Origin of the sequence: Bradyrhizobium sp. IC4060, from assembly GCF_020193715.1 — a bacterium.
GTDB lineage: Bacteria > Pseudomonadota > Alphaproteobacteria > Rhizobiales > Xanthobacteraceae > Bradyrhizobium > Bradyrhizobium yuanmingense.
Genome location: NZ_JADYVJ010000005.1, coordinates 233,065 through 253,700, shown reverse-complemented (window position 1 = coordinate 253,700; position 20,636 = coordinate 233,065). Strand labels below are relative to the sequence as shown.

Here is a 20,636-nt window from a genome sequence, read left to right as displayed (position 1 = left end):
ATTGGCCCGCGGCGCGCGGGCCTTTACGCATGCGGGACGTGGACTTATCGAAGCCGAGCCCCAGATAATGTCCGGCGTCCGCTAATTCAGCCCGGCCGCGGGCATCAACGGCGCAATAGGCGGCGGGAGAAAGTCCAAGATGGTCTCTGCAGCGGAACAACTGGCAGCCAATCTCAATTTCGGCGCGTTTGCCAAGGCCGACGAACTGAAGAAGCGCATCTGGTTCACCCTGGGTGCGCTGCTCGTTTATCGGCTCGGGACCTACATTCCGCTGCCCGGCATCGACCCGAGCGCCTGGGAACAGGTGTTCCGCTCGCAGGCTGGCGGCATCCTCGGCATGTTCAACATGTTCGCCGGCGGCGGCATCAACCGCATGGCGATCTTCGCGCTGAACATCATGCCGTATATCTCGGCCTCGATCATCATCCAGCTGTTGACTACGGTGTCGCCGCAGCTCGAAGCGCTGAAAAAGGAAGGCGAAGCCGGCCGCAAGACGCTGAATCAGTATACCCGCTATCTCACGGTGATCCTGGCCGCGTTCCAGTCCTACGGCATCGCGGTGGGACTTCAGGGCGCCGGCAATGTCGTCAGCGAACCTGGACTGTTTTTCCTGCTCTCGACCTCTATCACGCTGACCGGCGGCACCATGTTCCTGATGTGGCTCGGCGAGCAGATCACCTCGCGCGGCATCGGCAACGGCATTTCGCTGATCATTCTGGCCGGCATCGTCGCCGAGTTGCCCGCGGCACTCGCCGGCATGCTCGAGCTCGGCCGTCAGGGCGCGATGTCGACCGGCCTGATCCTGGTCGTCATCATCATGGCCGTCGTCGTGATCGCCTTCATCGTCTTCATGGAGCGCGCCCAGCGCCGCCTCTTGATCCAGTATCCGAAGCGCCAGGTCGGCAACAAGATGTTCGAGGGCCAGTCCTCGCATCTGCCGCTCAAGCTCAACACCTCCGGCGTGATCCCGCCGATCTTCGCATCCTCGCTGCTCCTCTTGCCGACGACGGTTGCGAACTTCAACACGGGCAGCGGGCCGGAATGGTTCCAGTGGATCACCACACAGCTCGGCCATGGCCGTCCGCTGTTCCTGATCATGTATCTGGCGCTGATCGTGTTCTTCGCCTTCTTTTACACCGCGATCGTGTTCAACCCGACCGAGACCGCGGACAATCTGAAGAAGCACGGCGGTTTCATTCCCGGCATTCGCCCGGGCGAACGCACCGCGGAATACATCGACTATGTGCTGTCGCGCATCACCGTGCTGGGTGCGATTTATCTCGCCATCGTCTGCTTGATCCCGGAAATCCTGATCTCCTACGCTTCGGTGCCGTTCTATTTCGGCGGCACCTCGCTGCTGATCGTCGTCAGCGTCACCATGGACACGGTGGCGCAGGTCCAGGGCTATCTGCTGGCGCACCAGTATGAAGGTCTGATCCGCAAGTCCAAGCTGCGGGGCCGCCGTAGATGAGCAGGGAGCTCGCGCGCCGAATCGCTTTCACGATCGGCGCGCTGCTCCTTTTCAGGCTCGGCACGCAGATCCCGATTGCGGGGCTGAATCTCTCCGACGTCTCGCCGGCGCTGGATCTCGTCTCCCGGCTTTCGATCTTTGCGCTCGGCCTCATTCCCTATCTGACTGCGGCAATCTTGATCCGGCTGCTGTCCATGGTGTGGCGCGGCCTGAGTTCGCTCGAACGATCCGGCGAGGGCGGACGGCGTAAGATCGCACGTGCCACGCTCGGGCTCACACTCGGAATTGCGGCCTTTCAGGCCTACGGCATCGCCTCGGCACTGACGTCGATCCCGGGCCTCGTCAAAAATCCCGACGGCTGGTTCGTGACGACGGCTACGGCCTCGATGGTCGGCGGCGTCGTCGTGCTGGTGTGGCTCAGCGAACAGATGACCCGCTACGGCATCGGCAATGGCTTGGCGCTGATCTTGAGTGCCGGCTTCATCGTCGCCGTTCCGCAAAACATTGCCGGTATCGCGGATCTCGTGCGGAGCGGGACGATCTCGGGCAATCTTGTGCTCGGCCATGTCGTGTTTTGGATCGCGATCGTCGTCGTGATCGTGCTTGTCGAAGGTGCGCGGCGAAATATCCGGGTCCAGTTCGCAGCACAAAGCGTCGGTACGCGGCAACTGCCTGTGCGCGATGCAATACTGCCGATTAAGCTCAACAGCGCCGGGTTCGTGATTCCCGTCACCGTGGCGCCGTGGATATTCTATCTGCCGCTTGCCTTTGCGGGCTTCATCCTGGGAGGCGATCATCCCCTGGTTGCCGCAACCTACCGGCATCTCCAGCTGGGGCAGCCGGCGCACCTCATTCTCGTGTCGATCGCCGTGTTCGTGCTCGCCTTCGTCTACACTGCTTATGTGATCGATCCCGAATACACCGCCAAATCCCTGACCCGCCATGAGGGCGCAATTCCCGGTGTCGGTCCCGGCGAGGCCACCGCGGACTATCTCGATCGCGTCGTGTCATTGACGACAGTCGTCGGAGCCGTCTACCTGACGGCGTTGCAGTTGATTCCGGAGGTGTTCGAGCTTTACGGGATCGGGCTGCCTTATAGTATGGTCGTCAATGGTGGTGCAGTGCTGGTTGTGGTTTGCACCGTCCTTGATATCAAAACGCAGGTGCGCGAGGTGTCGCTCACCAATCCGGGGGGCGTACGCCGATGAGAATTATACTTCTGGGACCGCCGGGGTCGGGCAAGGGGACCCAGGCCCAGCTCCTGGTGCAGCGCTATGGCATCGTCCAGCTCTCGACTGGCGAGATGCTGCGTGCCGCGGTTGCGGCCGGCACCCCGGTCGGGTTGAAGGCCAAGGAGATCATGGCGAGCGGCGGCCTCGTGCCCGATGACGTCGTGGTGGGAATCATTTCCGACCGCATCGAGCAGCCGGACGCCAAGAGCGGTTTCATCCTCGACGGTTTCCCCCGCACCGTGCCGCAGGCCGAGGCGCTGGACGAGCTGCTCAAGCGCAAGCACCTCAAGCTGGACGCGGTGATCGAGCTCCGGGTCAATGAGAGTGCGCTTCTGAGCCGCGTCGAGACCCGCGTCGCCCAAATGCGGGAGCGCGGCGAGGAGGTCCGGCTCGACGATACCCCGGAGGTCCTGACCAAGCGGCTGGCCAGCTATCGCAGCCAGACGGAACCGCTGATTCACTACTATTCCGAGCGGCGGAAACTCTCGACCATCGACGGCATGATGACCATCGACGAGGTCACCCGCGCCATCCATCGCCAGCTGCTGGCTCTGGGGGCGGTCGAGCCCAAGACGCATGCCCGGAGCGCCGCCAAGGCGGCGCCGGCTAAAAAGGCCCAGGCGGGGAAGAAGGCGGCGGCAAGGCCGGCAAAAACGGTCAAAAAGGGCGTCAAATCGGCTAAAAAGGCCGCCAAATCGGCGGTGAAAGGCCCAAAGAAGGCGGCCAAGAAAGCCTCCAAGAAAGCCGTCAAGAAAGCAGCCAAGAAGTCGGTCAAAAAGGGTGCCAAAAAGGCCGCAAAAAAGGTCACGAAAAAGCGAGCCAAGCGCTAGCAGCGGTTGACGAAAGCCCCCGGAATCCCTTAATAAGCCCCGCATCCAAGTCGGATAGTTTCAGACGATGCCGGGCCCCAGGAAGACCGGGGGTGGGCGTCGTGTTCGCGTTTGTGAACACCTGCCCGAGAAAGCAAGCACTTAAAGCCCGATCCCTGACGAGGGATCGGCAACAGGAGAGAAGGCCGTGGCCCGTATTGCCGGCGTGAACATTCCCACCAACAAGCGCGTGCTGATCGCGCTCCAGTACATCCATGGCATCGGCCAGAAGATCGCTGGTGAGATCCTCGAGAAGGTGAAGATCCCCGTGGATCGTCGCGTCAATCAGCTCAGCGACGCCGAAGTGCTCCAGATCCGCGAAGTGATCGACCGCGACTATCTCGTCGAGGGCGACCTGCGTCGTGAGGTCGGCATCAACATCAAGCGTCTGATGGACCTCGGCTGCTATCGCGGCCTGCGTCATCGTCGCGGTCTGCCGGTGCGCGGTCAGCGGACCCACACCAATGCGCGCACGCGCAAGGGCCCGGCCAAGGCCATCGCCGGCAAGAAGAAGTAAACTGGCGAATCGGACGTGGCGAGTGGCGAGTAGGGGGCTTCCCTATTCGCCACTCGCTACTCGCTATTCGCTTCCATAGGTGTAGCCGCTGGCATTACGGCGGCGTTTGAGATCTTCAGGAAAGGGACTCAATGGGCAAGGAAGCCACCCGCGTTCGTCGTCGTGAGCGCAAGAACATCGCCTCCGGCGTCGCGCATGTGAACTCGTCGTTCAACAACACGACCATCACCATCACCGACGCGCAGGGCAATACGATCGCCTGGTCCTCGGCCGGCACGATGGGCTTCAAGGGCTCGCGCAAGTCGACCCCGTATGCCGCGCAGGTTGCCGCCGAGGACGTGTCCAAGAAGGCGCAGGAGCACGGCATGCGCACGCTGGAAGTCGAGGTCGCCGGTCCCGGTTCGGGCCGCGAATCGGCGCTCCGCGCGCTCCAGGCTGCCGGCTTCACCGTCACCTCGATCCGCGACGTGACCACGATCCCGCACAACGGCTGCCGTCCCCGCAAGCGTCGGCGCGTTTGATTTTGACGAGCTGCGGGCGCGTCGGCGCCCGCGGCGACTTTGCAAGAAGCCGCGGGAATGATCTGCGGCCTTTCTCCAACGCCAGTATTTGCACCGTCAAATTGACTGGCCTGTATGGGTGAAACAGTGACGATCCAGAAAAATTGGCAAGAACTGATTCGGCCGAACAAGCTCCAGGTCACGCCCGGCAGCGATTCCTCGCGTTTCGCGACCATCGTCGCCGAGCCGCTCGAGCGTGGCTTCGGCCAGACCCTCGGCAATGCGCTGCGCCGCATCCTGCTCTCCTCGCTCCAGGGCGCGGCGGTGCAGTCGGTGCACATCGACGGCGTGCTGCACGAGTTCTCCTCGATCGCGGGCGTCCGTGAGGACGTCACCGACATCGTGCTCAACATCAAGGACATCTCGATCAAGATGCAGGGCGAGGGCCCCAAGCGCATGGTCGTGAAGAAGCAGGGCCCGGGTGTCGTCACCGCGGGCGACATTCAGACCGTCGGCGATGTGGTCGTGCTCAACCCCGATCTGCAGATCTGCACGCTCGACGAGGGCGCCGAGATCCGCATGGAGTTCACGGTCTCGACCGGCAAGGGCTACGTGCCCGCCGAGCGCAACCGTCCCGAGGATGCGCCGATCGGCCTGATCCCGGTCGACAGCCTGTACTCGCCGGTCCGCAAGGTCTCCTACAAGGTCGAGAACACCCGCGAGGGCCAGATCCTCGACTACGACAAGCTGACCATGACGATCGAGACCAACGGCGCGATCACGCCGGATGACTCGGTGGCCTACGCCGCCCGCATCCTGCAGGATCAGCTCAACGTGTTCGTCAACTTCGAAGAGCCGCGCAAGGAAGTCGCCCAGGAGATCATCCCGGACCTCGCCTTCAACCCGGCCTTCCTCAAGAAGGTGGACGAGCTCGAGCTGTCGGTGCGTTCGGCCAACTGCCTGAAGAACGACAACATCGTCTACATCGGCGACCTCGTGCAGAAGAGCGAGGCGGAAATGCTCCGCACCCCGAACTTCGGCCGCAAGTCGCTGAACGAGATCAAGGAAGTGCTGGCCCAGATGGGTCTGCACCTCGGCATGGAAGTGCCGGGCTGGCCGCCGGAGAACATCGACGAGCTCGCCAAGCGCTTCGAGGATCATTACTGAGCGAATGGCGAGTAGGGAGTGGCGAGTAGGGGAAGAAGATCTATTCGCTACTCACCATTCGCCACTCGCAGCCTAGGGCGAACGCAGGAAGCCCACCTGAAAACCAGTCGCTGAACCACCGCGACACAATCGAAGAAGGACTACACACATGCGTCACGGCAAGGTTCATCGGAAGCTCAACCGCACGGCCGAGCACCGCAAGGCGATGTTCGCCAACATGGCGGCCGCGCTGATCAAGCACGAGCAGATCGTCACCACGCTGCCCAAGGCCAAGGAGCTTCGCCCGATCGTCGAGAAGCTCGTCACCCTCGGCAAGAAGGGCGGCCTGTCGCTGCGCCGTCAGGCCATCTCCGAGCTGCGCGACGTCGACATGGTCAAGAAGCTCTTCGACACGCTGGCGACCCGCTACAAGGACCGTCAGGGCGGCTACACCCGCATCATCAAGGCCGGCTTCCGCTACGGCGACAACGCCGCGATGGCCGTGATCGAGTTCGTCGATCGCGACGTCGATGCCAAGGGCCAGGATTCCGGCCCGGTGCAGGAGAAGGAAGCCGAGGCGGCGTAAAGCCCGATCGGCATGACGTTTCAAGAGCGGCGCCTTTGGCGCCGCTTTTTTGTTGGAACGGTCGGGTGGACAAAGGCGCTCTCTTGGCGCCCCGTGCCCCCATTCACGCTCCTCACGCGTCGGTGAGCCCCGATTGCAGCTAAGGGAGCCGCTTCCGATATCTCCATCCGCATCCATGGAGATATCGCATGAAGATCGACCTTTCCGGAAAAACCGCCCTCGTCACCGGCTCGACCGCCGGCATCGGCCACGCCATCGCCAGGGGGCTCGCCGGCTCCGGCGCCAGCGTCGTGATCAACGGCCGCGGCCAGGACAAGGTCGATGCGGCGGTGCGCAGGTTGGAAGGGACGGGCGCCAAGGTCCGCGGCATCGCGGCCGACGTCTCGACCGCGGCAGGCTGCAAGGCACTCGTTGCGGCGCTGCCCGAGGTCGACATCCTCATCAACAATGCCGGCATCTTCGAGCCCAAGGATTTCTTCGACATCTCCGACGAGGACTGGAGCCGTTTCTTCGAGGTCAACGTGATGAGCGGCGTGCGGTTGTCGCGCGCCTACATGAAGGGCATGCTGAAGCGCAATTGGGGCCGCATCGTCTTCATCTCCTCGGAATCCGGGCTCAACATTCCCGTCGAGATGATCCACTACGGCATGACCAAGACGGCCCAGCTTTCGGTGGCGCGCGGCCTGGCGCAGCTCACCAGCGGCACCGGCGTCACCGTCAATTCCGTGCTGCCGGGCCCGACCATGTCGGAGGGCGTCGAGACGTTCGTCAAGGATCTCGCGAAGCAGAACGGCCAGTCCGTGGACGAGGCCGCCGCCAACTTCGTCAAGCAGCATCGCCCGAGCTCGCTGCTGCAGCGTTTCGCCAGCGTCGACGAGATCGCCAACATGGTGGTCTATGTCGCCTCGAAGGAGGCATCCGCCACCAACGGCGCAGCGCTGCGCGCAGAAGGTGGCATCGTCAACACGATCGCCTGAGGAGATGCGCATGGCGGCCTATGTGATCTCGGAGGTCGAGGTGCGCGATCCCGAGGACTTCAAAACCTATCGCGCACTTGCCGCCAGGACGGTCGCGCAGTACGGCGGGCGCTATCTCGTCCGCGGCGGCAAGGCCGAGCTTGCCGAAGGCAATTTGCCGCCAAAGGCCATTATCATCGTCGAATTCGCGTCGATGGGGCGGCTGAAGGAATGGTACGCCTCGCCGGAATATGCCGAAGCGCTCAAGTTGCGGCAGACGGCGCTGGAGCGGCGGCTGTTGTTCGTTGAAGGGACACCGGTGCCGTAGGGTGGGCAAACCGAAGCGTGCCACCATTGTCGCGACTAGAGAGAGATGGTGGGCACTGCGCAAGTGCGCCTTGCCCACCTGACGAAGCCTTAGCCTACCACCCCTCCAGCACGATCTTGCCGCGCGACTTGCCGCTTTCAAGCAGCGTGTGCGCGCGCTTCAGGTTGGCTGCGTTGATTGTGCCGAAGGTCTGGTCGAGTGTGGTGCGCAACACGCCCTTGTCGATGAGGTCGGCCACGTCATTGAGCAGATGATGCTGCGCGATCATGTCAGGCGTCTGGAACGAGGAGCGCGTGAACATCGATTCCCAGTGCACCGAGATTGCCTTGCCCTTGAATGCGGCAATCGTGAACTCCGGAGGATCATCGATCAGGCCGAACTTGCCCTGCGGTGCCATGAATTCCGCAATCGCCTTGTAGTGCTGGTCGGTAAAGGTGAGGCTGGCCACGAGTGCGACCGGCGGCAGGTTCAGTTTCTCGATCTGCTCCTTCATCGGCTTGCCATGGTCGATCACCGCATGCGCGCCGAGATCGAGGCACCATTTCTGCGACTCCGGCCGTGTCGCGGTGGCGAGCACCGTCAGCCCGGTGAGGCGGCGGGCGAGCTGGATCAGGATCGAGCCGACGCCGCCGGCGCCGCCCGTGATCAACAGCGTGCGCGGATCGACGCTCTTGCCCGGCACCGCACCGAGCCGGTCGAACAGCAGCTCCCAGGCGGTGATCGAGGTGAGGGGAAGAGCGGCGGCTTGGGCGAACGACAGGCTCTTCGGTTTGGCGCCGACGATGCGCTCGTCGACCAGATGGAATTCGGCGTTGGTGCCCTGGCGCAGGATCGAGCCCGCGTAGAACACTTCGTCCCCTGGCTTGAACAGCGTGACCTCAGACCCGACCGCATCGACCACGCCGGCCGCGTCATAGCCGAGGATCTTGGTCTCGCCCTCGGGCGGGGCGGCGCGCTTGCGCACTTTGTAGTCGACCGGATTGGCCGAGATCGCTTTCACCGCGACGCGGATGTCGCGCCCTTTGGGGTCGGGTTTAGCGGTCTCGAAATCGAACAGTGATTCCGCGTCCTCGATCGGAAGCGATTTCTTGTAGCCGACGGCTTTCATGGCGTGTCTCCATCAGATGGCTTTGTTCGCCCGCTGCCCTAACTGTCGCTCTGGCTCCGATTTGGCAAGTACTGTAAATTTGGGGATATAGTCCCTGTTTGGATACTATTGGGAAAAGGCCGCATGAAACGCCGTAATTTCGCCCGCCGTCCAGGCTGCTCGGTCGAGGCGACGCTGGACCTGATCGACGGCAAGTGGAAGGGCGTGATCCTCTACCATCTGCAGAGCGGCACCCAGCGCTTCGGCGAATTGCGCCGCCGGATGCCTGGCATCACCCAGCGCATGCTGACGAAGCAGCTGCGCGCGCTGGAGGAAGACCGGCTCGTCATCCGCAAGGTCTATGCCGAGGTGCCGCCGCGGGTGGAGTATTGCCTGTCCGAACTGGGCGAGAGCCTGAGGCCCGTGATCGACATCCTGAAGGCCTGGGGCGAGAGCCACCAGGAGCGGTTGTCCTGCGCGCCGCCGCCCGTGGTCGTGAAGAAGAAGCGCGCGGCGTGATCGTTCGGGAGCGGACGCTGCCGCTCCCGAACGAGCGCGTTCTAAAGCGCGATCGCGCTTTAGGTTTTGTTTGAGCATGATCTTTTCGGAAAACCGCTTCACACTTTTCCGGATCATGCTCTAGAACGCGAACTGCGTGCGCATCGCGACCGCGTCGAACTTCGAGCCGACGTCGGCGGTCGAGATCGGCGAGGCCTGTCGCGACACCGTGCCGTGCAGATAATCGAGCATGAAGCGCACGTTGCCGTTGACGTACCAGTTGAGCGCGAGCGTATAGACGGTCTGCCGGCCGCCTGCGACGCCGCTCGCGGTCGCGAGCTGATCGTTGAGGTCGATCGTCGAGAACCGTCCTGCGATCTCCCACGCGCCCCAGCCGCCGCCGTCGAGCGAGAACGGATGTGCCGGCTTGACGCCGCTATAGGCCGCGTTCGCCGCATTGTAGGAGCGGCCTTCGCCGGTCAGCACATAGCCGGCCTGCGCGTAGCCGCCTTGGAATTTCAGGCTCGGTGCACCCGTCAGCGGCACGGCCGTGTTGGCGGTGCGATCGACATTGTACCAGAAATACTCGCCCTGGACGATGAACGGACCGTAGGTCGCCGCCGCCTCGACGCTGTAGACCTGCGCGCCCGAGGCATTGGCGATAGCGCCGGTCGAGATCAGCGTGGTCGGGTCGAGCCGCAATTCCGGACGATCGCTGAGCGTGACCGTCTGGGTGTTGGCGATGAGATTGCGCGGCGGCTGGATCAGCCATTGCGCATTGGCGCCGATATGCACCGAGTAGTCCTTGGTGCTGATCGGATTGCCGGCGACGCGCGCCACGGCACCATATTGCTCGCTGGTGCCGGGCGGCGCCGCGCTCGAGGCGGAATGGATCGCACCGGTCGTCGGTCCCGTGACATAGCCGCCGATCCAGAGCTGGTCGTTGAACCAGCGCGCACCGGCTGCGGAACGGAAGTCACCGGCGGCGATGTTGGTCGCGATCACGCCGGGCGAGGCGCGCTCCATGAACATGATGTCGTTCGAGCTCGTGGCTTCATCCATGGTGTAGGGCAGGTCCATGATGCCGGCCTCGATCGCCATCTTGCCGCCGAACGGCTTCAGGCCGGTATAGCTGATATAGGCGTTCTCGACGCCGGAGACGCCGCCGCCGGGCAGCGATCCCGGCGCGGCGCCGCCAAATCCGTCGGACGAGCCGCCGAAATCGTAGACCAGTGCGAAATTCCAATCGTGGAAGAACTTGCCGGTGACACCGATGCGCGCGCGGCGGACGTTCTGGCCGCTATCGAGCTTTTGCGGCACGGTGGCCGCGGTGTTGGGACGATAGTCATAGCCGCCGACATCCCAATGCAGGCGGCTGGTGATGGCGACGCAGTTGGCCTGGTCGGCGGTGCAGATCGTCGGCCGGTTGTTCGGCATCGTCACGACGACGCCGGACGCCGGCGCCGGCCCCTTGACGGGGATTGCCGCGTTGGCATTGGCCACCGCGGCCTTTGCCTCCGCGCGCGCCTCGGCCTTTGCCTCTGCCTTGGCTTCGACTTTCGCCTTTGCTGCGGCTGCCGTGTTCGCCGCGGTCTGGCTCTGCAGCTTGTCGAGCTTCTGCTCGAGCATCTTCAACTGCTGCTTCAACAGCGCGATCTCCTGCTCGCTGCTGCTTGCCGACTGGGCCTGGGCCTGCGAGGCCGCCAGCGCGCCGGCGAGACCAATCGCGGTGGCCGCAATTCTTGTTCTGCTCACGTTACGCTCCATCATCTGACTGTTTTCCCCAAGTCGCGAACGGAGAGCCTAGGTGTGATCGATGACTGCCCCGCGACGCTGCGAGCGGTTGCGTCGGTTCCTACTGATGCAAATTCGCCGCAACCGAATCCGCCTCACACCACCATGCAAGATGACGCACATCATGCCAATCCGCCGCCGGGCAAATGGCCGATTCGCACGGCACCCTTGCATCCCGGACACGGCTTCGAGGCGGCCGAATATTGCCCTCCGGCGCTCTTCTATTGGGGGGCGAACGCGCCTATATTCCGGCGTCATTTCCAAGAGGTAGGAATGTTTCGAGCGACCTGGACTGCCGCCCTTACGGCGCTGTGCATAGCCTTTTCGGCCACCTTCAATCCGACTGCAGCGCAGGACCGTCGGGTCCCGTCGTCGCCGGCCGAGCTGCGGATGTCCTATGCGCCGATCGTGCAGCGGGTGCAGCCGGCGGTCGTCAACGTCTATGCCGCAAAGGTGGTGCAGAACCGCAATCCGCTACTGGACGATCCGATCTTCCGCCGCTTCTTCGGCGTGCCGGGCCAGCAGCCCGAGCAGATGCAGCGCTCGCTCGGCTCCGGCGTCATCGTCGATGCCTCCGGCCTCGTCGTCACCAACGTCCACGTCATCGAGGGCGCCGACCAGGTGAAGGTGTCGCTGTCGGACAAGCGCGAGTTCGAGGCCGAGATCCTGCTCAAGGATTCCCGGACCGATCTCGCCGTGCTGCGCCTGAAGGACAGCAAGGAGAAGTTCCCGACGCTGGACTTCACCAATTCCGATGAGCTCTTGGTCGGCGACGTCGTGCTCGCGATCGGCAATCCGTTCGGCGTCGGCCAGACCGTGACCCAGGGTATCATTTCGGCGCTGGCGCGCACGCAAGTGGGCATCACCGACTATCAGTTCTTCATTCAGACGGATGCGGCGATCAACCCGGGCAATTCCGGCGGCGCGCTGGTCGACATGGGTGGCAAGCTCGCCGGCATCAATACCGCGATCTATTCGCGCTCCGGCGGCTCGCAAGGCATCGGCTTTGCGATTCCCGCCAACATGGTGCGCGTCGTCGTCGCCTCCGCCAAGAGCGGCGGCAAGGCGGTGAAGCGGCCCTGGCTCGGTGCGAAATTGCAGGCGGTGACGCCCGACATCGCCGAGAGCCTCGGCTTGCGCTCGCCGACCGGTGCGCTGGTCGCGAGCGTGGTGTCGAACGGTCCGGCGGCGAAAGCCGGCCTGAAATCCTCCGACCTCATCACCGGGATCGACGGCCAGATCGTGGATGATCCCAACGCCTTCGACTATCGCTTCGCAACCCGTCCGCTCGGCGGCACCGCGCAGCTCGACGTGCAGCGCGGCGGCAAGTCGGTGAAGCTCACGGTAGCGCTGGAGACCGCGCCCGACACCGGGCGCAACGAGCTCGTCGTCACCGCGCGTTCGCCGTTCCAGGGCGCGAAGGTTTCGACCATCACGCCGGCCGTCGCCGATGAGCTGCGTCTGGATGCCGACACCGAAGGCGTTGTGATCACCGATATCGGCGGCGATACCGCGGCTGCGAGTGTGGGCTTCCAGAAGGGCGACATCATCCTGGCCGTCAACAATCAGAAGATCAGCAAGACCGGCGACCTCGAGAAGGCTGCAGGTGAACGGGCACGGATCTGGCGCATCACGCTGGTGCGTGGTGGCCAGCAGATCAACGTCACGCTGGGCGGATGAGTCCGAAGCGACCAACGGAGACACCGACTCTCTTTGCTGCGGCGGGGCTCGAACACGATGCTCCGCATCCGCTGCCGGACCGGCTGCGCCCGCGCACGCTGTCGGAGGTCGTCGGCCAGGATCACATCCTCGGCCCCGATGGTGCGCTGACGCGCATGCTGGAGACGCGCACGCTCGGCTCGCTGGTGTTCTGGGGCCCGCCCGGCACCGGCAAGACCACGGTGGCACGGCTCCTGGCTGACGCGACGGATCTGCATTTCGAACAGATCTCGGCGGTGTTCTCCGGCGTCGCCGACCTCAAGAAAGCGTTCGATGCCGCGCGCGCCCGCCGCGAGATGGGCAAGGGCACGCTGCTCTTCGTCGATGAGGTGCACAGATTCAACCGCGCCCAGCAGGACTCCTTTCTGCCGGTGATGGAAGACGGCACTGTCGTCATGGTCGGCGCCACCACCGAGAACCCGTCCTTCGAGCTCAATGCGGCGCTGCTCTCGCGTGCGCGCGTGCTGGTGTTTCGCTCGCTCGATGCCGCCGCGATCGAAAAGCTGTTCGTGCATGCCGAAGCCGTCGAGGGCAGGAAGCTGCCACTCGATGCGGAGGCGCGCGCGGTGCTGGTGCGCATGGCCGACGGCGATGGCCGTGCGTCGTTGACGCTCGCCGAAGAAGTCTGGCGTTCGGCGCGGGCGGACGAGATTTTCAATGCCGCGCAGCTGCAGGAGATTCTGCAGCGCCGCGCGCCGATCTACGACAAATCGGCCGACGGCCACTACAATCTCATCTCGGCGCTGCATAAATCGGTGCGCGGCTCCGATCCCGATGCCGCGCTGTATTACCTCGCGCGCATGCTGGACGCTGGCGAGGACCCGCTGTTCCTGGCCCGCCGCGTCGTGCGCATGGCGGTCGAGGACATCGGGCTGGCCGATCCGCAGGCGCTCGTCATCGCCAATGCCGCCAAGGACGCCTTCGACTTCCTCGGCCATCCCGAGGGCGAGCTCGCCATCGCCCAGGCCGTGGTCTATCTCGCCACCGCGCCGAAGTCGAACGCGGTCTACACCGCCTTTGGCAGCGCGATGCAGGTCGCCAAGCAGGCCGGCTCGCTGCTGCCGCCAAAGCACATCCTCAATTCCCCGACCAAGCTGATGAAGTCGGAAGGCTACGGCTCCGGCTACGCATACGACCACGACGCGCCGGACGCCTTCTCCGGCCAGGACTACTTCCCGGAGGCCCTGGGACGTCAGACCTTCTACGACCCGCCCGAGCGCGGCTTTGAACGCGAGATCAGGAAGCGGCTGGATTACTGGGCCAAGCTGCGCAAGGAGCGGGGCGGCTCGCCCTAGAAGCGGCCATTTCGTCGTGACGGAAGGCCGCTTTTAGGGTACGCAGGCAACCATGAGCCGCCGCATCAAGAGAATGAACCCAAAGCCGCGTTCGCGTGACGAGCGCGACGACTCGCGGGCGCATCAGGCGCGTAGCGCGAAGAAGGCCAGGCCGCGTCCGGGCGGCAAGCCCGGCGGGAAGCCGCCGCGCTTTGTCGGCGATCGCGCCGAGCGGCGTCCGCCAAAAGCAGTCCAGGAGAGGCCTGCGCCTGCAAAGTCCATCGAGGCGCTGCTGCCGACCAAGGTGCAAACCGTCACGGTCACGGCCGACGAGAACAACATGCGCGTTGACCGTTTCCTGGAAGCGCGCTTTCCCGGCCTGTCGTTCTCCCACATCCAGCGCGTCGTGCGCAAAGGCGAGCTGCGCGTCGACGGCAAGCGCGTCGACAGCAAAGACCGGCTGGAGGAGGGACAGAGCGTCCGTATCCCGCCGCTCAAGCTCGATGCGCCGAAGGTCGTCGGCGAGCTCTCGGAGCCCGCGCAGAAGACGCTGAAGGCGCTGAAGGAGATGACGATCTGGGAGGACGACGACGTCCTCGTCCTGAACAAGCCGGCCGGCCTTGCCGTGCAGGGTGGCTCGGGCATGACGCGGCACATCGACCAGATGCTTGAGGTGATGCGCGATGCCAAAGGCCAGAAGCCGCGTCTCGTCCACCGTATCGATCGCGAGACCTCGGGCTGTCTCCTGATCGCCAAGACGCGCTTCGCTGCCTCACACCTGACCGGCGCGTTCCGCTCGCGCTCGGCGCGAAAGGTCTATTGGGCCTTGGTGCCGGGCCTGCCGAAGCCGAAGCAGGGCCGCATCTCGACCTTCCTTGCAAAGGAGGAGGGCGAGGACGACACCATCATGCGCATCGCCCAGCATGGCGATGAGGGCGCCAGTCACGCGGTGACGTACTACGCCGTGGTCGAGACCGCCGGCAACAAGCTGACCTGGGTGTCACTGAAGCCGGTGACGGGCCGCACCCACCAGCTGCGCGCCCACATGGCCCATATCGGCCATCCCATCGTCGGCGATCCCAAATATTTCAACATCGAGAACTGGCAGCTGCCGGGCGGCTTGCAGAACCGGCTGCATCTGCTCGCACGCCGGATCGTCATCCCGCATCCGCGCGGCGGCGTGATCGACGCCACCGCGCCGTTGCCGCCGCACATGCAGCAGTCGTGGAACCTGCTGGGTCTGGACGCAACCAGATTTGATCCGATCGAGAACGCGCCTGAAGAATAGTGAGGTTGAATAGGGGCGGCTGGCGCACGACATGTTCCCCCATGAGACGATTGTCGATCTGCTTTGCGCTCTTGGCTACTCTGTTGGTAGAGCCGGCCGCCCGCGCGCAATATGTCTCGCCGGACGCGCGTGGCTCGCTCCACCGCTGCCTGCGCCGCCACCGCCGCCGAAGATCGAGGTGCCCAAGGTTCCGCAGTTTGACGCGCCGCCGCGCTACAATTACCAGCCGCTCCCGCGCAATTCGTTCAGCGATCGCGTGACGAAATGTCTTCACGACGGCGCAGCCGCAGGACTGGGGCCGGCCGATCGCGGCACGTACGCGCGCATGTGTGCGAACTAGCAGCACTCCTGGTCCTACTGGCAAGGTCGTGACGACACTGGTAATTCGACTGACGACAGGAACAAAAAAACGACATGCGCGAATTGTTCGAAGAAGCTGCGGGGCAGCTCCCGCCTGATCCCCGGGAATCGGCGCGCGCGTCCGCGCGCACGCCGCTGCGCAAGCGCTTCTACAAGGAGGCCGTCGTCGTCGACGCCGAGGGCGGCTTCGCCATCACTCTCGACGGCAAGCCGATCCGTACGCCCTCCGGCCGCCAATTGGTGATCCCGACGCGCGCGCTCGCAGATAGTGTCGCCGCAGAATGGTCCGCCCAAGGCGAGGCGATCGATCCCGTGACCATGCCGTTGACGCGCATCGCCAACAGCGTGGTCGAGGGCGTTATCGATCGCGTCGAGCTCGTCAGCGACGACCTCGCCAAATATTTCGAGTCTGACCTGCTGTTCTATCGTGCCGGCCATCCTGAGGGACTGGTCGCCCGGGAGGCCGCGCATTGGGATCCTGTGCTGTCCTGGGCGGCGCAGACGCTGGGTGCGCATTTCATCCTGTCCGAAGGCGTCATGCACGTGAAGCAGCCGGACGAGGCGGTGAAGGCCGCACGGGCCGCGCTGCCCGGCGACCCCTGGTCGGTCGCCGCGCTCCACATGGTGACCACCCTGACCGGATCGGCGCTGCTCGCGCTGGCGCTGGACCAGGACGTGCGCGATGCCGACCAGGTCTGGGCCGCCGCCCATGTCGACGAGGACTGGAACGTGGAGCGATGGGGCGTGGACGAGGAGGCGGCCGCCCGCCGCGCCGCCCGCCTGAAGGATTTCCAGGCCGCCGTAACGGTTCTGGCGGCCGTGAAGCCGCCGGCCGTCCCAGGTTAACGAGAGGTTTACGAGGCAGCGGTTACGGTAGCCGGCATTCCCCTAGGGCTGCCGAGATGCCGACGCCGGTCACCTCCATTGCTCCCGTCAACGCCGCCAGCCGCCCGGCTGATGCGGCGACGCCGGATCTCGTGCTTCAGGCCGGCAGTGTGGTCGATGCCAGGGTGGTCGGCGTGCTCGCCGATAATCTGGTGCGGATCGCGATCGCCAACCTGTCGATGGACGTGATGTCCGAGGTAGCGCTGACGCCGGGGCAGAATCTCCAGCTCGCGGTCTCCCAGAGCAACGGCACCATTCGCCTCGCGGTCATGAACGGGGCAGGCGAGGCGGCGGGAGATCAGGTCACGCTGACCCCGCGCGCGGCCTCGCTGGTGGACAGCCCGCCGCTGGCGCCGTCGGTGGCGACGGCACGGAACACCCTCACTCCGTCCGAGCAGGTCGCCGTCCAAACGGCCTCTGCCGGGGCCGTGACCAAACAGGGCAGCCAGGCGCCGCTGTTTGCCAACCTGGCCTCCGTCGTGACGAGCAGCAATCTGCCCGCCGGGCTGAAGCAGGCGGTGCTCGACGTGCTGGCGCAGCAGACGCCGCTCAACACCGCCCTCGACGGCGGTGATATCGAATCCGCCTTCCAGAAATCCGGATTGTTTCTCGAGTCGTCATTGGCCGCAGGCACGACACCGTCCTCCGGCGCGATCCCGGACTTGAAGGCCGCACTGCTGGTGTTGCGCCAGACCCTGGCATCGACCTCCGGCGCGGCGCAGGCAACTGCGTCAGCTGTGCCGTTGCCGGCGAGTGCTGCGGCCACGACGCAGACCGCAGCCTCCGCGCTGGCGGGCGAAACGGCCCAAGCGGCGTCGCCGGAACTCGCTCAACCGGCGCAAGCGTCGCGCGGCGCGCTCGCTGTCGCCGTGCTGGCCCATGCGGCGGGGAACAATCCGCAAGCCTTGGTGTCGTGCACCATGTCCGGGGGCCTTGCCGCGAGCTTGCTGCAGGAGGTCACCGAAAACCTGCCGCGCCTGACCGGCAACGTGCCGGGCTCCAACAAGTCCGTGCCGGACGCCCATATCTTCGAGGCGGCCGCACACTCGACACCTCCACCGGTCCGCGGTGCGCTGCCGGCGCCTCAGTCCATCGCCGCGCCGTCGCTCGCACCGGATACGCCGCTGGCTGCGACCGTGCATCGTCTGCTCGATGACACCGATGCCGCGATCGCGCGGCAGACGCTGTTGCAAATTGCCTCGCTTCCCGATCGCACCGACGCCAGCGGCCACCGCATCGATCCGGCCGTGCCGCAGTGGAATTTCGAGATTCCGTTCGCGACCCCGCAAGGTACCGCGATGGCGCAGTTCGAGATCTCGCGCGACGGCGGCAATGAGTCGGACGATCCCGCCAAGCGCGCCTGGCGCGCGCGCTTCTCGCTCGATGTCGAGCCGGCCGGACCCGTGCATGCGCTGATCACGCTGAACGGCGACAAGACCTTCGTTCGGATGTGGGCGGAGCGGCCGGTCACGGCGCAGCAGCTCCGCGCCGGCATCGGTGAGCTCAGCCAGGCATTGACGAAGGCCGAGCTCAAGCCCGGCGATATCGTGGTCCGCGACGGCACGCCGCCGGCTCCGGCGCCCGCTCGCGCCGGCCACTTCCTGGATCGCGCCACATGAGCAATCCCTCCAAGCTCGCGATCGCGCTGCATTACGAGAAGGGATCTGGCGCGCCCGTCGTCGTCGCCAAGGGCAAGGGCACGATCGGCGAGAAGATCGTCGAGATCGCCAAGGCCCACGACATTCCGATCGAGGAGAACGAGGTTCTGGCCGGCGCGCTGTCGAAGGTCGAGCTCGGCGACGAGATCCCGCCAGATCTCTACAAGGCCGTCGCCGAGGTGCTGGTGTTCGTGCTGCGGCTGTCGGGCCGGGGGCGGTAAACACAACCTGTCATCGTTTCAACACTTAGCGGCTGCATGGTCGCGCTGGTTTTCGCTGCTCACGGATATCGCTTTTGCTGACCCGCCGTTCCACCCTCGGCCTCCTCGCCGCAACCGCGATCCTGCCTCGACGCGCGCGCGCCCATGTCGCGCCGCCGCGCAATGAAATCCGCGACGCTCTTGCAAAGCGCTTCACCGACCTCGGCACGTCGGGCACCTTCGTCGGCTACAAGGTCGAGGACTATCTGATCGTCGCCAGCGACAAGGAGCGCTCGGGCGAGGGCAAGTTGCCGGCCTCGACCTTCAAGATTCCCAACTCGCTGATTGCGCTCGAGGCCGGTGTCGTCACTGACCCCGACAAGGACGTGTTTGCCTGGGACGGCGTCAAGCGCCCGATCGAGGCCTGGAACAAGGATCACACGCTGCGCAGCGCGATCGCGGTGAGCGCGGTGCCGGTCTATCAGGAGATCGCGCGCCGCATCGGCGAGGCGCGCATGCAGCAATATGTCGACGCGTTCGACTACGGCAATCGCGACATCGGCGGCGGCATCGACCAGTTCTGGCTCACCGGGGCCTTGCGCATCGATCCGGTCGAGCAGGTCGATTTCGTCGACCGGCTGCGCCGCCGCGCGCTGCCGATCTCAAAGCGCAGCCAGGATCTCGTTGCCGATATCCTGCCGGCGACGAAGGTCGGCGACGCCGTCATCCGCGCCAAATCCGGTCTCCTGGGCGCCGAGCGCGGCGAGCCGTCGCTCGGCTGGATGGTCGGCTGGGCCGAGAAGGGCGAGGCACATACCGTGTTCGCGCTCAACATGGATTGCAAAGAGCCACGGCACATCGAGGCTCGCATGACGCTGACGCAAGCCTGCCTTGCCGAGATCGGCGCGATCTAGCGCGACCGTGTGGTTGATGGAGAAGCAACCCGATCCCACACGGTCAGCTTAAGCGCGCGGTTGCAGATCAGCCGGCACCTGAACCTCGGTCGTCGCAATCAGGCGCCAATCGGCGAGCGCGGCCAAACGGTGGGGCTCGGCCTCACGCCGGTAATCGGAGCTCAAGACGATCGCTCGAAAGGTCGCGAAGTCAGGGTAACGGACGATTGCGGCGTCGTGCCAGGCTTCGCCTTGCGCGGCCACCAGCAGAGCTCCGACAGATCCAAGCCAAGTTGGCCTGACCCCTTGCGGAGTCGCGATCTTGCGAAATGCGGGGACATAGCGCGTGAAATAGGCTTCGCGGCCGCTACAGGCCGGTAGCTCGGATTTGTCCGGGTACAAGGCCTCATCCCGATAGCGCAGAAGATTGAGCATGAAGATGGGTTGATATCCGGGCAGGCTCGAGGCTGCCATGTCGAGTGATGCATGATCGATATCGACGAACATTGTTCTCTCCGGTCGCGGGGTCTTGCTGCGCTGATATCGCCTTCGAACGCCCGGCCTTGTAGTGGTTTCGGTGTCACCGCTATGATGACGTCATGGCAACACCAAGCGGCCATCAGCAACTCCTCGGCAATTCTGAGCGCCAACCCGGCGGTCCAGCTCGAGCTGAAAGTCGACGATTTCGGGGACGGAGTTCAGGCGTTGTCGGGTTTTGCCGTGAGCGCCCGGTCAATCGCAAAGCCGCCGATCTCGCTCATGGCCTGCGAGATCGGATCACCGCGCCGGGCAAAGCCGCTGGAGAGATAATCGAACTGCGTCCGCGCCAGCCGCAGCACTTCGATCGGCACCGAGACCGCGGTCTCGTTGAGGCTGTCGACGGAGGCGCGCAAGCTGTCGAGCTCCGTCGTGAGCTTGCCGATATGTCTCTCGGCATGCTGCATCAGCTCGAGCAGCTTGCCGCGCTCGGCATCGAATGCGGCGCGCTCGGCTGCGGTCGCGGCGGTGAGCTCGGCGAGCTGTGCCCGCAGCGCCGCGATCTGGCCGACCATGGCGTCGGAGGCGAGTTCGGCGGACTCGCGCAGCTCGGCGTTGCGCGTGCTCTGTTCCTGCGCCTGATGATAGAGCCGCTCGGCCGACATCGCCCGCTGGCTCAGCGTCTCGATCATGCTGGCTGCGCGCAGCAGCATCTCGCCGTTCCGCCCCGACACCATGCCGGCCATGCGGCGCAGGAAGTCGATCGTTTCGGACGCTGGGTTCGGCGGCAAGGGGACGACCGTCGCGGACATCTCGGTGATGCCAGTAGGTAGACGCTGGAGCCAGGGCATGATGATCACCGCCGTACCGACTGGGCTCACGCAACATTCGGCGCCTG

The 20,636-nt window shown here is 64.8% G+C and carries 21 protein-coding genes; 17 read left to right on the top strand and 4 right to left on the bottom strand.

The window, feature by feature from the left end:
• The first annotated feature begins 139 nt into the window (after window positions 1–139).
• The 9 genes from secY (at window position 140) to I6F16_RS19420 (ending at window position 7,605) form a co-directional block, all read left to right on the top strand.
• Complete coding sequence (gene secY / locus I6F16_RS19460) at window positions 140–1,471, top strand: preprotein translocase subunit SecY (protein WP_036011045.1); 1,332 nt, start codon at window positions 140–142, stop codon at window positions 1,469–1,471.
• Window positions 1,468–2,679, top strand: a complete 1,212-nt coding sequence (locus I6F16_RS19455; RefSeq protein WP_225147669.1) for a preprotein translocase subunit SecY — start codon at window positions 1,468–1,470, stop codon at window positions 2,677–2,679. Before secY ends, I6F16_RS19455 begins: the two co-directional genes overlap by 4 nt.
• Window positions 2,676–3,533, top strand: a complete 858-nt coding sequence (locus tag I6F16_RS19450; protein WP_036011049.1) for an adenylate kinase — start codon at window positions 2,676–2,678, stop codon at window positions 3,531–3,533. Before I6F16_RS19455 ends, I6F16_RS19450 begins: the two co-directional genes overlap by 4 nt.
• Before the next feature lie 187 nt (window positions 3,534–3,720).
• Window positions 3,721–4,089, top strand: coding sequence for a 30S ribosomal protein S13 (gene rpsM / locus I6F16_RS19445; protein ID WP_008549231.1), 369 nt, complete (start codon window positions 3,721–3,723; stop codon window positions 4,087–4,089).
• A 131-nt stretch (window positions 4,090–4,220) separates the two neighbouring features.
• On the top strand, window positions 4,221–4,610 hold the full coding sequence (rpsK, locus tag I6F16_RS19440; protein WP_007603045.1) for a 30S ribosomal protein S11: 390 nt from the start codon (window positions 4,221–4,223) through the stop codon (window positions 4,608–4,610).
• 114 nt (window positions 4,611–4,724) lie between these two features.
• Complete coding sequence (locus I6F16_RS19435; RefSeq protein WP_036011050.1) at window positions 4,725–5,756, top strand: DNA-directed RNA polymerase subunit alpha; 1,032 nt, start codon at window positions 4,725–4,727, stop codon at window positions 5,754–5,756.
• A 148-nt stretch (window positions 5,757–5,904) separates the two neighbouring features.
• Complete coding sequence (rplQ, locus tag I6F16_RS19430) at window positions 5,905–6,321, top strand: 50S ribosomal protein L17 (protein WP_025036979.1); 417 nt, start codon at window positions 5,905–5,907, stop codon at window positions 6,319–6,321.
• 188 nt (window positions 6,322–6,509) lie between these two features.
• Window positions 6,510–7,298, top strand: coding sequence for an SDR family oxidoreductase (locus I6F16_RS19425; protein ID WP_109143365.1), 789 nt, complete (start codon window positions 6,510–6,512; stop codon window positions 7,296–7,298).
• A 10-nt stretch (window positions 7,299–7,308) separates the two neighbouring features.
• Window positions 7,309–7,605: a DUF1330 domain-containing protein gene (locus I6F16_RS19420; protein WP_225147668.1), complete on the top strand. Its 297-nt coding sequence runs from the start codon at window positions 7,309–7,311 to the stop codon at window positions 7,603–7,605.
• Between the two features lie 94 nt (window positions 7,606–7,699).
• Here the strand turns inward: I6F16_RS19420 and I6F16_RS19415 are convergent, their stop codons facing one another.
• Complete coding sequence (locus tag I6F16_RS19415) at window positions 7,700–8,713, bottom strand: zinc-binding alcohol dehydrogenase family protein (protein WP_225147667.1); 1,014 nt, start codon at window positions 8,711–8,713, stop codon at window positions 7,700–7,702.
• A 123-nt stretch (window positions 8,714–8,836) separates the two neighbouring features.
• Between I6F16_RS19415 and I6F16_RS19410 the strand changes: the two genes are divergently transcribed.
• Entirely contained in the window at window positions 8,837–9,211 is a 375-nt protein-coding gene (locus I6F16_RS19410; RefSeq protein ID WP_036011060.1) for a helix-turn-helix domain-containing protein, read from the top strand.
• Between the two features lie 120 nt (window positions 9,212–9,331).
• On the opposite strand, the gene I6F16_RS19405 is transcribed toward I6F16_RS19410, so the two are convergent.
• Window positions 9,332–10,945 carry an OprO/OprP family phosphate-selective porin gene (locus tag I6F16_RS19405; RefSeq protein ID WP_074448164.1) on the bottom strand — a complete coding sequence of 538 codons (1,614 nt, stop codon included), beginning with the start codon at window positions 10,943–10,945 and terminating at the stop codon, window positions 9,332–9,334.
• Window positions 10,946–11,257: 312 nt separating this feature from the next.
• On the opposite strand from I6F16_RS19405, the gene I6F16_RS19400 reads away from it, so the two are divergent.
• The 7 genes from I6F16_RS19400 (at window position 11,258) to blaOXA (ending at window position 19,282) form a co-directional block, all read left to right on the top strand.
• Complete coding sequence (locus I6F16_RS19400) at window positions 11,258–12,664, top strand: DegQ family serine endoprotease (RefSeq protein ID WP_036027581.1); 1,407 nt, start codon at window positions 11,258–11,260, stop codon at window positions 12,662–12,664.
• The gene (locus I6F16_RS19395) at window positions 12,661–13,998 is read left to right on the top strand and encodes a replication-associated recombination protein A (RefSeq protein ID WP_036027579.1); all 1,338 of its coding nucleotides are present in this window, start codon (window positions 12,661–12,663) and stop codon (window positions 13,996–13,998) included. The genes I6F16_RS19400 and I6F16_RS19395 overlap by 4 nt, the downstream gene beginning before the upstream one ends.
• Before the next feature lie 52 nt (window positions 13,999–14,050).
• A complete protein-coding gene (locus I6F16_RS19390) occupies window positions 14,051–15,265 on the top strand; it encodes an RluA family pseudouridine synthase (protein WP_225173946.1) in 1,215 nt (404 codons plus the stop codon).
• Between the two features lie 414 nt (window positions 15,266–15,679).
• Complete coding sequence (locus I6F16_RS19385; protein ID WP_225113220.1) at window positions 15,680–16,471, top strand: ATP12 family protein; 792 nt, start codon at window positions 15,680–15,682, stop codon at window positions 16,469–16,471.
• Between the two features lie 56 nt (window positions 16,472–16,527).
• The gene (locus tag I6F16_RS19380; protein ID WP_225113219.1) at window positions 16,528–18,129 is read left to right on the top strand and encodes a flagellar hook-length control protein FliK; all 1,602 of its coding nucleotides are present in this window, start codon (window positions 16,528–16,530) and stop codon (window positions 18,127–18,129) included.
• Window positions 18,126–18,389: an EscU/YscU/HrcU family type III secretion system export apparatus switch protein gene (locus tag I6F16_RS19375; protein WP_036027569.1), complete on the top strand. Its 264-nt coding sequence runs from the start codon at window positions 18,126–18,128 to the stop codon at window positions 18,387–18,389. The genes I6F16_RS19380 and I6F16_RS19375 overlap by 4 nt, the downstream gene beginning before the upstream one ends.
• A 74-nt stretch (window positions 18,390–18,463) precedes the next feature.
• Entirely contained in the window at window positions 18,464–19,282 is an 819-nt protein-coding gene (gene blaOXA / locus I6F16_RS19370) for a class D beta-lactamase (protein ID WP_225113218.1), read from the top strand.
• A gap of 48 nt (window positions 19,283–19,330) precedes the next feature.
• Here the strand turns inward: blaOXA and I6F16_RS19365 are convergent, their stop codons facing one another.
• Together I6F16_RS19365 and I6F16_RS19360 are read right to left on the bottom strand one after the other, a co-directional pair.
• On the bottom strand, window positions 19,331–19,768 hold the full coding sequence (locus tag I6F16_RS19365) for a hypothetical protein (RefSeq protein ID WP_225113217.1): 438 nt from the start codon (window positions 19,766–19,768) through the stop codon (window positions 19,331–19,333).
• 191 nt (window positions 19,769–19,959) lie between these two features.
• A complete protein-coding gene (locus I6F16_RS19360; RefSeq protein ID WP_192893420.1) occupies window positions 19,960–20,550 on the bottom strand; it encodes a hypothetical protein in 591 nt (196 codons plus the stop codon).
• Window positions 20,551–20,636 lie beyond the last annotated feature (86 nt).